At 65.1% G+C, this 13,085-nt stretch carries 11 protein-coding genes; 9 read left to right on the forward strand and 2 right to left on the reverse strand.

Translation table 11 applies throughout. The features are described 5' to 3' along the window. Positions 1 to 8: 8 nt before the first annotated feature. Positions 9 to 2,240, reverse strand: a complete 2,232-nt coding sequence (locus AC6CIE_RS09555; protein WP_498092154.1) for a thiamine pyrophosphate-dependent enzyme — start codon at positions 2,238 to 2,240, stop codon at positions 9 to 11. A 369-nt stretch (positions 2,241 to 2,609) separates the two neighbouring features. Here AC6CIE_RS09555 and AC6CIE_RS09560 point away from each other — a divergent pair, with 369 nt between their 5' ends. From AC6CIE_RS09560 to AC6CIE_RS09585, 6 genes are all read left to right on the forward strand, one after another. Next, a complete protein-coding gene (locus AC6CIE_RS09560) occupies positions 2,610 to 3,107 on the forward strand; it encodes a MarR family winged helix-turn-helix transcriptional regulator (RefSeq protein ID WP_056569521.1) in 498 nt (165 codons plus the stop codon). Between the two features lie 187 nt (positions 3,108 to 3,294). Continuing rightward, positions 3,295 to 4,866, forward strand: coding sequence for an ABC transporter substrate-binding protein (locus tag AC6CIE_RS09565; protein WP_175138817.1), 1,572 nt, complete (start codon positions 3,295 to 3,297; stop codon positions 4,864 to 4,866). A gap of 58 nt (positions 4,867 to 4,924) precedes the next feature. Then, entirely contained in the window at positions 4,925 to 5,911 is a 987-nt protein-coding gene (locus AC6CIE_RS09570; protein WP_105237526.1) for an ABC transporter permease, read from the forward strand. Further along, entirely contained in the window at positions 5,911 to 6,825 is a 915-nt protein-coding gene (locus AC6CIE_RS09575) for an ABC transporter permease (RefSeq protein ID WP_175123213.1), read from the forward strand. Before AC6CIE_RS09570 ends, AC6CIE_RS09575 begins: the two co-directional genes overlap by 1 nt. A 7-nt stretch (positions 6,826 to 6,832) precedes the next feature. After that, on the forward strand, positions 6,833 to 7,819 hold the full coding sequence (locus tag AC6CIE_RS09580; protein ID WP_105237528.1) for an ABC transporter ATP-binding protein: 987 nt from the start codon (positions 6,833 to 6,835) through the stop codon (positions 7,817 to 7,819). After that, positions 7,816 to 8,811 (forward strand): ABC transporter ATP-binding protein, encoded by a 996-nt coding sequence (locus AC6CIE_RS09585; protein WP_175138815.1) that lies wholly within the window; start codon positions 7,816 to 7,818, stop codon positions 8,809 to 8,811. The genes AC6CIE_RS09580 and AC6CIE_RS09585 overlap by 4 nt, the downstream gene beginning before the upstream one ends. Positions 8,812 to 8,860: 49 nt before the next feature. On the opposite strand, the gene AC6CIE_RS09590 is transcribed toward AC6CIE_RS09585, so the two are convergent. Next, positions 8,861 to 9,382: a hypothetical protein gene (locus AC6CIE_RS09590; RefSeq protein WP_175138814.1), complete on the reverse strand. Its 522-nt coding sequence runs from the start codon at positions 9,380 to 9,382 to the stop codon at positions 8,861 to 8,863. Positions 9,383 to 9,603: 221 nt separating this feature from the next. Here AC6CIE_RS09590 and AC6CIE_RS09595 point away from each other — a divergent pair, with 221 nt between their 5' ends. From AC6CIE_RS09595 to AC6CIE_RS09605, 3 genes are all read left to right on the forward strand, one after another. Further along, the gene (locus AC6CIE_RS09595) at positions 9,604 to 10,524 is read left to right on the forward strand and encodes a DMT family transporter (protein ID WP_175138813.1); all 921 of its coding nucleotides are present in this window, start codon (positions 9,604 to 9,606) and stop codon (positions 10,522 to 10,524) included. A gap of 115 nt (positions 10,525 to 10,639) precedes the next feature. Continuing rightward, positions 10,640 to 12,313 carry an energy-dependent translational throttle protein EttA gene (ettA, locus tag AC6CIE_RS09600; RefSeq protein WP_175123208.1) on the forward strand — a complete coding sequence of 558 codons (1,674 nt, stop codon included), beginning with the start codon at positions 10,640 to 10,642 and terminating at the stop codon, positions 12,311 to 12,313. A 131-nt stretch (positions 12,314 to 12,444) separates the two neighbouring features. Further along, positions 12,445 to 12,978 carry an isochorismatase family protein gene (locus AC6CIE_RS09605; protein WP_498092155.1) on the forward strand — a complete coding sequence of 178 codons (534 nt, stop codon included), beginning with the start codon at positions 12,445 to 12,447 and terminating at the stop codon, positions 12,976 to 12,978. Positions 12,979 to 13,085 lie beyond the last annotated feature (107 nt).

The following is a 13,085-nucleotide window of genomic DNA, read 5'->3' on the forward strand; positions in this document are numbered from 1 at the left end:
TGGGTTCCTCAAAGCGCGCTTTGCGCCAGACGCGCCGCGCGGCGCCGTTGCAGGAAGCCGATCACCGCGCCGCGCATGCGCGCCAGGAAGCGGTCGGCGCCGGTCGGGTTGTGGATGATGTCGGCACGGTAGAACGACGGACACAGCACGGCCGCGTGCGCGACCTCGCCGCAGTTGCCGCAGCCCACGCAGCTGCTTTCCACGTGCGCAACCGGGTCTTCCTTGAGCGGATCGCCGCTGTCCTTGACCGTCAGCGACGGACACCCGGACAGCCGGATACAGGCGTGATCGCCAGTACAGACATCCGGATCCACGCCAAAGCGTTCCTTCACGACCCGCTTGCCTTCCTTGACCGCCTTGTTGAACAGGGGTTTGACGCGCCGCTGCTTGTTCAGCATGCATTCGGACTGCGCGATGATGACCTTCGGACCCTTGATGTCGGTGGTCAGCGCCTCTTCGATGGTGGCGCGCACCTTGGCCACGTCGTAGGTGCGGTCCAGCGTGCGGACCCACTTCACGCCCACGCCGCGCACGGCCTGGTCGATCGGGTTGTTGGTCGAGCGATCGGGGTTGTCGGCGCGCGAGGACAGGATGTCCTGTCCGCCGGTGGCCGACGCGTAGAAGTTGTCCACGATGACGATGACGCCGTCGTACTTGTTGAACACCGCGTTGCCGATGCCCGACGCCAGCCCGTTATGCCAGAAGCCGCCGTCGCCCATGATCGAGATGGGCCGCTTGGCGGCCGGCACGTTGAAGGCGGCCGCGCTGGAAGCGCCCAGGCCGTAGCCCATCGTCGTGGCGCCCAGGTTGAAGGGCGGCAGGATGGAAAAGAGATGGCAGCCGATGTCGCACGAAATGTGGTGCTGGCCCAGCGTTTCCTGCGCCAGCGTCAGCGCGGAAAAGATGGGCCGCTCCGGACAGCCCGTACAGAAGCCCGCGGGCCGCGGCGGCACAACGGCCGCCAGGCCTTCGACGTGCTTGTGGAAGGTGATGGGCTGCTCGGCGGGGCGTGGCGGCTTGGGCCGCGAGACCTCGGTGATGGTGAGCTGGGGCTCGGGCTGCACTTCTGCCTGCGCATCCACCGCTACCGCCGGATGCGTCTGCAGCGATTCCGGCCGGTTGCGCCTGAGGAATTCGCGCAGGCCATCACGCATGACCTGGGTCGTGTATTCGCCCGCCATCGGCAGCACGTCCTTGCCGGACAACTGCGTGCTCACACCGGCCCGGCGCAGCACCGCGTGCAGGTTCTGCTCGATGTAGTCCGGCTGGCCTTCTTCCAGCAGCAGCACGGCGCGCTTGCCGCGGCAGAAGTCGATGACCTCGTCCTCGATGACGGGGTAGGTCACGTTCATCACGTACAGCGGGATGCGGCTGTTGCCGAAGTTGTCGGCCAGGCCCAGCAACTGCAGCGCGCGGATCACGCCGTTGTACAGGCCGCCCTGCAGGATCAGGCCGATGTCGTCCTGGTCGCCGTCAAAGTGCTCGTTGAGCTGGTTTTCCTTGATGTAGCGGATGGCGGCCGGCCAGCGCTCCTTGATCTTTTCCTGCTCGTGCAGGAACGAGGCCGGCGGCAGCACGATGCGGCTGGTGTCGCGCGCGGGGCTTTCCAGCGCCTCGGCCAGGCTGAACGCCGGACGCTTGTTTTCCTTGGCGATGAAGCGGCCATGCACATGACAGCCGCGGATGCGCAATTGCAGCATCACGGGCGTCTTGCTGGCTTCCGACAGCGCAAAGCCGTCTTCCACCGCCTTGACCATGCTTTCCAGGTTAGGGCGCGGGTCCAGCAGCCAGATCTGCGACTTCATGGCGAACGCGTGCGAGCGTTCCTGCATGATCGACGAGCCTTCGCCGTAGTCTTCGCCCACGATGACGAGCGCGCCGCCGGTCACGCCACCCGAGGCCAGGTTGGCCAGCGCGTCGGAGGCGACGTTGGTGCCCACCGTGGATTTCCACGTCACGGCGCCACGGATCGGGTACATGACGGAGGCGGCCAGCGTGGCTGCGGCGGTGGCTTCCGAGGCGCTTGCCTCGAAGTGCACGCCCAGTTCCTGCAGGATGTCGTTGGCGTCGGCCAGCACGTCCATCAGATGCGAGATCGGCGAGCCCTGATAGCCGGCCACGTAACCCACGCCGGATTGCAGCAGTGCCTTCGTGACGGCAAGAATCCCTTCGCCGCGAAATTCCTCGCCCGCGCCGATGCGCAGTTGCTGGACTTCTTTCTTGAAAGACCTTTCCGCCATCTTGGATCCCTTTCGCGGACCCCATCGGGATCCTTAATCCGTGCTGCCGTGCAGCATCATCTTGCTACGAAAACATCGCCTGAAAAATACTTTAGGAGTCAACGTTTTAGCTGTCAATAAAAAAGATGAAATTTCATGGAAATTAAAAAATATCACGCAAAAACAAGGGTGTATATACTGGTTGTTCTCTAGGTTTTTGACGGATTGAGGGCGCTGCAATGGTGCAAAAACGGGTTGCGATTTGGGGTATACCCTGTGCTGCGCAACAGCATTGCGGTACATCATGGCGCACGGCTGCGCCGTCGTGGTGCAATGCGCCTTTCGGCAACGGGGCAGGCCTTCGAAATGGGTGCGTGGGAGCAAACCAACATGCAGGCAGATAAGCCACGCGGCACGCGCGCCGCCGCAACGGGCCCACGGTTCGTCGACGGCTACCTGGCCTATCTGCTTGCGCAGGCCAGTCAGCGCATCTCGGCGGAATTCCATCAACAGGTCAAAGCCGCCGGCCTGTCCGTGACCGAATGGCGCGTGCTCGCCAGCTTGCAAGGCAGCGCCGGCGAAACCATCGGCAGCCTGGCCGTGCTGGCCATCACCAAGCAGCCCACGCTCAGCAAGGTCGTGCAGCGCATGGAGGCCGACGGTCTGGTGGCCCGCACCGGCGTCCGTGCCGACCGCCGCCAGACGCGGGTTTGCATCACGGCCAAGGGCTCCAACCTCATCGGCGGCCTGTGCGATCAGGCTTTGCAGCACCAGAAGGCGGTGCTGGCGCCCTTCGGCGAAGAAAAGGCCGCGTTGCTGATCGACATGCTGGACGTGCTGATGACCGAACACGTGCCCCTGGAACTGCCCATCGACCCGGACGAATAGGTCCGTCCGTTGCAAGCGCGCACTCGAACGTCGTTTGGTCCGATTTTTTTGTTACATGCTTATGCGTCCCCGGTTGTCGTTCCCCAGAGAAAACGACCGCCGGTACGCGCAAACCCTGAATTGACGCGGGTCTCGTGGGTAGGCACACTCGCGCCGGTATTCAGACTACTGTCAGGAGTTGACACTTATGCGCCGCACTTTGATTGCTATCGCGATCGCCGCCGCCGTGGCAGTGCCCTCGATCGGGCAAGCCAAGACCTTCCGCTGGGCCGCCCAGGGCGACATCCTCACGTTCGATCCGCACTCGCAGAACGAAGGCATGACGATCGCCGCCAACAGCTACATCTACGAGCCGCTGGTCGACTACGACAAGTCCTTCAAGGTATCGCCGCGCCTGGCCACCGAATGGGAGCAGGTGTCGCCCACGCTGTACCGCTTCAAGCTGCGCCCCAACGTCAAGTTCCATGACGGCGCCGCGTTCACGGCGGACGACGTGGTGTTCTCGATCCACCGCGCCATGGCGCCCACGTCGAACTACAAGGCCTACACCACCGGCATCAAGGAAGCGCGCAAGATCGACGACCTGACCGTCGAGATCGAAACCTCGGCGCCCAACCCCGTGCTGCTGCGCCAGCTGACCAACGTGTTCATCATGAACAAGGCCTGGTCCGAAAAGAACAACATCGCCAAGCCGCAGGACTTCGTCAACAAGGAAGAAACCTACGGCGCGCGCAACACTAACGGCACCGGTCCCTACAAACTCAAGAGCCGCGAAGTCGACGTGCGCACGGTCTTCGAGGAAAACAAGGACTGGTGGAACAAGGCCGGCAAGGTCGGCAACGTGACCGAAGTCGTCTTCACGCCGATCAAGCAGAACGCCACGCGCACCGCCGCGCTGTTGTCCGGCGAGATCGACTTCGTGCTGGATCCGGCCGCGCAAGACCTGGACCGCCTGCGCCAGTCGCAGAAGGTCGTCGAGGGCAACGAATACCGCACCATCTACCTGGGCCTGGACCAGAAGCGTCCGGAGCTGCAGTACTCCAACATCAAGGGCAAGAACCCGTTCCAGGACGTGCGCGTGCGCGAAGCGCTGTACCGCGCCATCGACGTGGACGCCATCAAGCGCGCCGTGATGCGCGGCCTGTCGGCGCCCACCGGCACGATGATCGCGCCGCAGGTGCATGGCTGGGCCGAGTCCGTGCACAAGCGCGTGCCCTACGACCCCGAAAAAGCCCGCGCCCTGCTCAAGGAAGCCGGCTACGACGGCACGCTGAACTTCACGCTGGACTGCCCGAACAACCGCTACATCAACGACGAAGCCATCTGTCAGGCCGTCGTGGGCATGTGGGCCAAGGTCGGCGTCAAGGCCACCATGAACGCCATGCCGCGCTCCACGTACTTCCCGAAGGTGCAGTCGTTCGACACCAGCGCCTATCTGTTCGGCTGGGGCGTGCCCACGTTCGACGCCATGTACACGCTGCAGAACCTGATCCGCACCAAGGGTGAGGGCGCCGACGGCATGTACAACCTGGGCAACTACAGCAACAAGGAACTCGACGTCATCATCGATCGGATCAAGACCGAGACCGATGAGAAGAAGCGCGACGCCGACATCATCACCGTGCTGGAAGGGCACGCCAAGGACTTCGGGCATATCCCGCTGCACGACCAGGTCATCCCCTGGGCCATGCGCAAGAACGTCACGGTCATCCACCGTGCCGACAACCGCCTCGTTGCCGATTGGGTCAAGGTTGACTGATCCAGGCTAACCAGACGGCGGGACCTACCCGGTTCCGCCGTCTTGCTTTTTTCCGCCTATGTTCGCTTTCATACTGCGTCGCCTGTTGCAGGCCGTAGCGGTGATGCTCACCGTCGCGCTACTGGCCTTTGTGCTTTTCCAATACGTCGGCGACCCCGTCACCATCATGCTGGGGCAGGACGCCACCGATGCCGAGCGCATCGAACTGCGTGAACGCCTGGGCCTGAACGAGCCCGCCATCGTTCAATTCGGCCATTTTGTGGCCAACGCCGTGCAGGGCAATTTCGGCATCTCCCTGCGCCAGAGCGAACCCGTTTCCACCCTGCTGAAGTCCCGTTTGCCCGCCACCCTCGAGCTGTCCATGGTGGCCGCGTTGCTGGCGCTCGTCGTGGGCGTGCCGCTGGGCGTGTACACGGCGCTCAAGCGCAACAGCCTGGTTTCCCAGATGCTGCTGGCCGGCTCGCTGCTGGGCGTGTCCCTGCCAACCTTCCTGATCGGCATCCTGCTGATCCTGGTGTTCTCGGTGCAACTGGGCTGGCTGCCCAGCTACGGGCGCGGCGATACCGTCAGCCTGGGCTGGTGGACGTCGGGCCTGTTCACCGCCACGGGCTGGAAGCACCTCATCCTGCCGTCCATCACGCTGTCGCTCTTCCAGATGACGCTGGTGCTGCGGCTGGTGCGCTCCGAAATGCTGGAGGTCCTGCGCTCGGACTACATCAAGTTCGCGCGCGCCCGGGGTCTGAAGCGCCGCGCCATCCATTTTGGCCACGCGCTCAAGAACACGATGGTGCCCGTCATCACCATCACCGGCCTGCAGCTGGGCGGCATCATCGCCTTTGCCATCGTGACCGAGACCGTGTTCCAGTGGCCGGGCATGGGCCTGCTCTTCATCCAGGCGGTCCAATTCGCCGACGTGCCGGTGATGGCCGCGTACCTGTGCCTGATCGCGCTGGTGTTCGTGGTTATCAACCTGATCGTCGATCTTCTGTATTTCGTCGTGGACCCGCGGCTGCGTTCCGGGCTGACTCGCGGGGGGGCTCACTGATGCGCGCCGTACTCAAACGCTGGTGGGACAGCGACATTGCCTGGGCCTGGCGCCGGGCGCCCGTGGCCATCGTCGCCACGCTGCTGCTTGCGGCCCTGTTGATCGGTTCCTTCGGAGCCGGCTGGGTCGCGCCGCACAACCCGTTCGACCTGACCAAGGTCGAACTGCTGGACGCGCTGCTGCCGCCGGCCTGGGAACCCAACGGGCAGGCCACGTACCTGCTGGGCACGGACAGTCAGGGCCGCGATCTGTATTCGGCCATCCTGTACGGCACGCGCGTGTCGCTGCTGATCGGCCTGGCCTCGGTGCTGCTGTCGATGGTGATCGGCATCGTGCTGGGCTTGATCTCCGGTTATGCCGGCGGCCGCATCGACGCGTTCATCATGCGCGTCGCCGACGTGCAGCTCTCGTTCCCCGCCATCCTGATCGCGCTCCTGATCGACGGCGTGGCGCGGGCGGCAGTGCCGCGCGAGCTGCACGAGATCATCGCCTTTCCGGTGCTGATCGGCGCTATCGCGCTTGCCGGCTGGCCGCAGTACGCGCGCACGGTGCGCGGCTCGACGCTGGTGGAAAAGAACCGTGAATACGTGCAGGCCGCCCGCGTGATCGGCGTGGCCTCGCCCGTCATCATGTTCCGCCACGTATTGCCCAACGTGCTGGGTCCGGTGCTGGTGCTGGCCACGGTTCATCTGGCCACCGCCATCATCACCGAGGCGACGCTGTCGTTCCTGGGGGTGGGGGTGCCGCCGACCGCGCCGTCGCTGGGCACGCTGATCCGGATCGGCAACGATTTCCTGTTTTCCGGAGAGTGGTGGATCACCATTTTCCCGGGCGCGGCGCTGGTGCTGCTGGTGCTGTCGGTCAACCTGCTGGGTGACTGGCTGCGCGATGCGCTCAATCCGCGACTGAACTGAGGTAACCATGAGCGCATTACTCGAAGTCCGCAACCTGCGCGTGGAATTTCCCACGCGCCGCGGCACGCTACGCGCCCTGGACGACGTGTCCTTTTCCATCCAGGCTGGCGAAGTCCTGGGCGTGGTGGGCGAATCCGGCGCTGGCAAGTCGCTGACCGGCGCCTCCATCATCGGCCTGCTCGAGCCCCCGGGCCGCATCGCGGCCGGCGAGATCCTGCTGGCCGGCCGTCGCATCGACAACCTGCCCGACGAACAGATGCGCCGCGTGCGCGGCCGCGAGATCGGCGCGGTGTTCCAGGACCCGCTGACGTCGCTGAACCCGCTGTACACGGTGGGCCGGCAACTGGCTGAAACCATCGTCACCCACCTGGACATGACCTGGTCGCAGGCGCGCAACCGTGCGGTCGAGCTGCTGGCGTCCACCGGCATTCCCGCCGCGCGCGAGCGCATCGACCACTACCCGCACCAGTTCTCCGGCGGCATGCGCCAGCGCGTCGTGATTGCGCTGGCCCTGGCCGCCGAGCCGAAACTGGTGGTGGCCGACGAACCCACTACCGCGTTGGACGTGTCGATCCAGGCGCAGATCATCGAACTGCTCAAACGTCTGTGCCGCGAAAACGGCACGGCGGTTATGTTGATCACGCACGACATGGGCGTCATCGCCGAGACCGCCGACCGCGTGGCGGTGATGTACGCCGGCCGCGTGGCCGAGATCGGGCCGGTGGCCGACGTGATCCACAAACCGCGCCATCCCTATACGTCAGGACTGATGGGGTCCATTCCCACGCTGGAAGGCCACATCGAGCGGCTGGTGCAGATCGACGGCAGCATGCCGCGCCTGAACGCCATCCCGCCGGGCTGTGCGTTCAATCCCCGCTGCGGCCAGCGCCTGCCGCGCTGCGCGCACGACCGCCCGGAGCTGATGCCCGCGGGCACGTCGCGCGCGGCCTGTTGGCTGCATGACAAAGGCAATACGTTGGAGGTGGCCGCATGAGCACGCCCTTGGTTCAAGTAAAGGACGCGGCGCGCTGGTTTGACGTATCGCCGCCCTGGCTGGAGCGCACGCTGGCGCGCAAGCCCAAAGTGATGCTGCGTGCGGTGGACGGCGTGTCGTTCGACATCGCCCGCGGCGAAACGCTGGCGCTGGTGGGTGAATCCGGCTGTGGAAAATCCACGGTCGCGCGCATGCTGGTCGGGCTGTATGGCCTGACGCGCGGCGACATCCACTTCGACGGCCAGCCGCTGTCGCGCATGTCCGAGCCCGGCGGGCGCGCCTTGCGCAAACGCCTGCAGATGATCTTCCAGGATCCCTATGCCAGCCTGAATCCGCGCTGGCGCGTGGGCCGCATCATCGCCGAGCCGATGCTGACGCACACGCAGATGTCGCCCGCGGACCGCGTGGCGCGCGTGGGCGAACTCCTGCGGCAAGTGGGCCTGGATCCCGCGGACCAGAGCCGCTATCCGCACCAGTTCTCGGGCGGGCAGCGTCAGCGCATCTCGATTGCGCGCGCGCTGGCGGTCAATCCGGAATTCCTGGTGTGCGACGAGCCCACCTCGGCGCTGGATGTGTCCGTGCAGGCGCAGGTGCTGAACCTGATGAAGGACCTGCAGCGCAAGCTGGGGCTGACGTACCTGTTCATCTCGCACAACCTGGCCGTCGTGCACCATGTGGCGGATCGCGTGGGCGTGATGTATCTGGGCCGCATGGTGGAAGTGGCGCCGCGCGACGAACTCTTCGCGCGGCCGCGGCATCCTTACACGCGGATGCTGCTCGAGGCGATTCCGGACATCAACGGCGCGGGCAAGCCGCGCACGGCGGTGGCGGGCGAGGTGCCCAATCCCCTGAATCCCCCGTCCGGCTGCACCTTCCATCCGCGCTGCCCGCACGCCAACGACCGTTGCAAGGCCGAAGCGCCGGTCGCGAAGCTGGCGGGGGTGTCGATCGTGGCCTGCCACGCGGTCGAGGAAGGCCGGATCACCGTGTGATTCTGTAAACGCCGTGGACCGGGCGCCTGCCCGGGCCGCGGCGCGCCGCTCAATGGCGGTGGTTGTGGTTGTGGACGTCGTCGTACGGCGTGTCGTCGTCTTCGTCGTCCGCGCCGTCGTCTTCTTCGTCTTCCTCGTCGGGATCGGGCTGCGGTTCCTCGGTCAGGGCAAAGGGCAGCACGTCTTCCAGGTTGTCGGACCAGGCGGATTCTTCACCGTCGTGGTCCAGCTTGATGAAGCGCTCGCCGTCGTTCAGCGAGATCTGGATCGCCCACAGGTACAGACAGTCGTAGGTGTCGTCATCGGACTGCGGCAAGCCGCCTCGGTTGCCGAGCAGGCGCGCGCCCGGCCCGCCCATCTGCACGTGGGTCTGTTCCTCGTCCGTCTCGGCCTTCTCGTCCATTGGGACGCCGTAGGTCACCCATTCGGTGCCTTCATCGCCCAGCACCACTTCCGCCAGCACGGGTTTGCCCAGATAGGCGCTGAGTGCATCCGCGGTCTTGGCCAGCATGTCCAGTTCGGGTGCGCTGAAATGGGTCAAGGAAGCGGGAGGAGTGGCAGAGGCGGACATGAAGGTTCCTGGGCGCGATGAAGCCGCGACGGCACGGCAGATACGTCAGGCGCTATTGTCGCGCGAACCGCGCTGCGGTGCATCGGGCGCTTGGATTACGAAGAAACGCGGGCGGTCTTCGGATGGCGTGCCGGGGCGCCAACATATCAGTGACGTATACAGCGGGTCGGACGGAGCCTACACTGGCCTGCTTTTCGTCTTTCTGCCTTCCCGTTTCATCCATGCGCTCCGACGCCCCGCAGCTCCCCCTCCGATTTTTCCTGTTTCCGCTTCTGGCCGCCCTGATCTGGTCGGTCAACATGATCGTCACCAAGATGGCCGCGGGCGTTATCGCGCCGGCGGCCATCGGCTTTTATCGCTGGGCGCTGGCGGGCATCGTCCTGACCCCGTTTGCGCTGCCCGGCGTCTGGGCGCAACGCCGCCAGGTGCTGGCGCACCTGCCGAAATTCGCCGTGCTGGGCGGACTGGGCATGGCGCTGTACCAAGGCCTGGCGTACGTGGCGGCCGCGTCCACCACCGCCACCAACATGGGCTTCATCACCGCGATGATCCCGCTCATGACCATCGCCGTCATGGCGGTCATCATGCGCGAGCGCCCCACGGCCATGGCGGTGCTGGGCAGCCTGGTGTCGCTGGCCGGGCTGGCGCTGCTGATCGGCGAGGGCGACCCGGCCCGGCTGCTGTCCGTGGGCGCCAACCACGGCGACGTGCTGATGGGGCTGGGCGCGCTGGCCTATGCGCTCTATGGCGTGCTGCTGCGCCGGTGGGCGCTGCCCGTGGGGCCGTGGCAGTCGCTGTACGTGCAGGTCGCGTTCGGCATTCTGTTCCAGCTTCCCGCCTTTCTGATGGCGGCGCCGTCGCCGCTCAATGCCGCCAACGTGCCGCTGGTGCTGTATGCGGCGGTGTTTCCGTCGCTGTTTGCGCCGTATCTGTGGATGCAGGGCGTGCGCCACCTGGGCCCCAATCGCGCCAGCATCTTCCTGAACGTCATGCCGGTCTTCACCGTGGCCATCGCGGCGCTGTTCCTCGATGAAAAGCCGCATCTGTTTCATATCGCGGGCGGTGCGCTGGCGCTGGCCGGCGTGATGCTGGCGCAAATGCGTACGCCGGGTCTGCCGGGCCGGGCCGAGAAGGCCAACTGAAGGCGGGCAAAGGCCCGGATCAACGCGAGATGGGGCCGGATCACCGCTGCCGCACGCCGGTCAGGGATCCGGCCTACAATCAACGGTTTCTCAGCTATATCTCACCTACGAGCCCATGGCCCAATACGTCTACACCATGAACCGCGTCGGCAAGATCGTGCCGCCCAAGCGGCAGATCCTGCGCGATATCTCCCTTTCGTTTTTTCCTGGCGCCAAGATCGGCGTGCTGGGCCTGAACGGCTCGGGCAAGTCGACGCTGCTGAAGATCATGGCGGGCGTCGACCGCGAGATCGAAGGCGAAGCCGTGCCCATGCCGGGCCTGAACATCGGCTACCTGCCGCAGGAACCGCAGCTCAACCCCGAGCACACGGTCCGCCAGGCGGTTGAAGAAGGCCTGGGCGCCGTCGTCACCGCCAAGAAGCGCCTGGACGAGGTCTACGCCGCGTACGCCGAACCCGACGCCGACTTCGACGCGCTGGCCGCTGAACAGGCCGAACTCGAAGCCATCATCGCCGCCGCCGCCTCCAGCGGCGCGGACGACATCGAACACCAGATGGAAATCGCCGCCGACGCGCTGCGCCTGCCGCCCTGGGATGCCACCGTCGGCAACCTGTCCGGTGGTGAAAAGCGCCGCGTGGCCCTGTGCCGCCTGCTGCTGTCCAAGCCCGACATGCTGCTGCTGGACGAACCCACCAACCACCTGGACGCCGAAAGCGTGGAGTGGCTGGAGCAGTTCCTGCACAAGTTCCCCGGCACCGTCGTTGGCGTGACCCACGATCGCTACTTCCTGGACAACGCGGCCGAATGGATCCTGGAACTGGACCGCGGCTACGGCATTCCCTGGAAGGGCAACTACAGCTCGTGGCTGGAACAGAAGGAAGACCGCCTCAAGCAGGAAGAGTCCTCCGAATCGGCGCGCCAGAAGACCATCAAGAAAGAACTGGAGTGGGTGCGCCAGAATCCGAAGGGCCGCCAAGCCAAGGCCAAGGCGCGTCTTGCCCGTTTCGAGGAACTGTCCTCGTACGAATACCAGAAGCGCAACGAAACCCAGGAAATCTTCATTCCGGTGGGCGAGCGCCTGGGCAACGAGGTCATCGAATTCAACAACGTCAGCAAAGCCTACGGCGACCGTCTGCTGATCGACAACCTCAGCTTCAAGGTGCCGCCGGGCGCCATCGTCGGCATCATCGGCGCGAACGGCGCCGGTAAGTCCACGTTGTTCCGCATGATCGCCGGCCGCGAGCAGCCGGATTCGGGCGAAGTCAAGATCGGCCAGACCGTGAAGCTCGCCTTCGTCGACCAGTCGCGCGACGCGCTGGAAGACAAGAAGACGGTGTTCGACGCCGTGTCCGATGGCGCCGACATCCTGACCGTCGGCAAGTTCGAGATGTCGTCGCGCGCCTACCTGGGCCGCTTCAACTTCAAGGGCGGCGACCAGAACAAGGTCGTGGGCCAGCTCTCGGGCGGCGAACGCGGCCGCCTGCACATGGCCAAGACGCTGATCGCCGGCGGCAACGTCCTGCTGCTTGACGAACCGTCCAACGACCTCGACGTCGAAACGCTCCGTGCGCTTGAAGATGCGCTGCTCGAGTTCCCCGGCAGCGTCATGGTCATCAGCCACGATCGCTGGTTCCTGGACCGTATCGCCACGCACATCATGGCCTTCGAAGGCGATTCGCAGGTCGTGTTCTTCGACGGCAACTATCAGGAATACGAAGCCGACAAGAAGCGCCGCCTGGGCGAAGAGGGCGCCAAGCCCAAGCGCCTGCGGTACAAGGCATTGAAGTAAAAACGACAGGCTCCACCGCCAAGAATCCCGGCCACGCGCCGGGATTTTTTTTCTGGTGTCAGACACAGGCCCAGGGAGACATCACCGCCCCACAGCGTTATGCTGACCCCTTGCCCCCAGGAGTCCTCACCATGCTGCTGTCCGCCTCCGATTCCACCGTGTTGATTGTCGACATGCAGGGCCGCCTGATGCCTGTCATCCACGAAGGCGACGCCGTGCTGAACGCCGCGCACAAGCTGGCGCAGGCGGCGCGGTTGCTCGATGTGCCGGTCGTCGCCACCGAGCACCACAGCAAGATGCTGGGCGTCACCGTGGACCCGGTGCGCGAGCTGGTGCAGGCCACGTTCCAGAAGATGCACTTTTCGTCAGCGCGTGAACCGGGTTTCGACGGCTGGCTGCCCGCCTCGCGCAAGACGGTGCTGGTGGCCGGCTGCGAGGCGCATATCTGCGTGCTGCAAACCGTGATCGGTCTGGTGGACCTTGGCTACAAGACGGTGCTTGTCGCGGATGCGGCCGGATCGCGCAAGCCGTCGGACCACCATGCCGCGCTGCGCCGCGCGCGCGCTCACGGCGCGGAGATCGTCACGACAGAGATGGCGATTTTCGAGTGGATGGAGACGTGCGAGCACCCGCGCTTCCGCGACGTGTTACGTCTGGTCAAATAGCCGCCGGCCCTTGCAACATCGTTCCCAGGGGAGTGCAAAAGTTCGCTCTCCCTTTGACACAATTCCTGGGTAAACCTAACACCGTGTCCCCGGATAATTTGCGATCC

This window comes from Achromobacter sp. GQ309 (assembly GCF_059759315.1).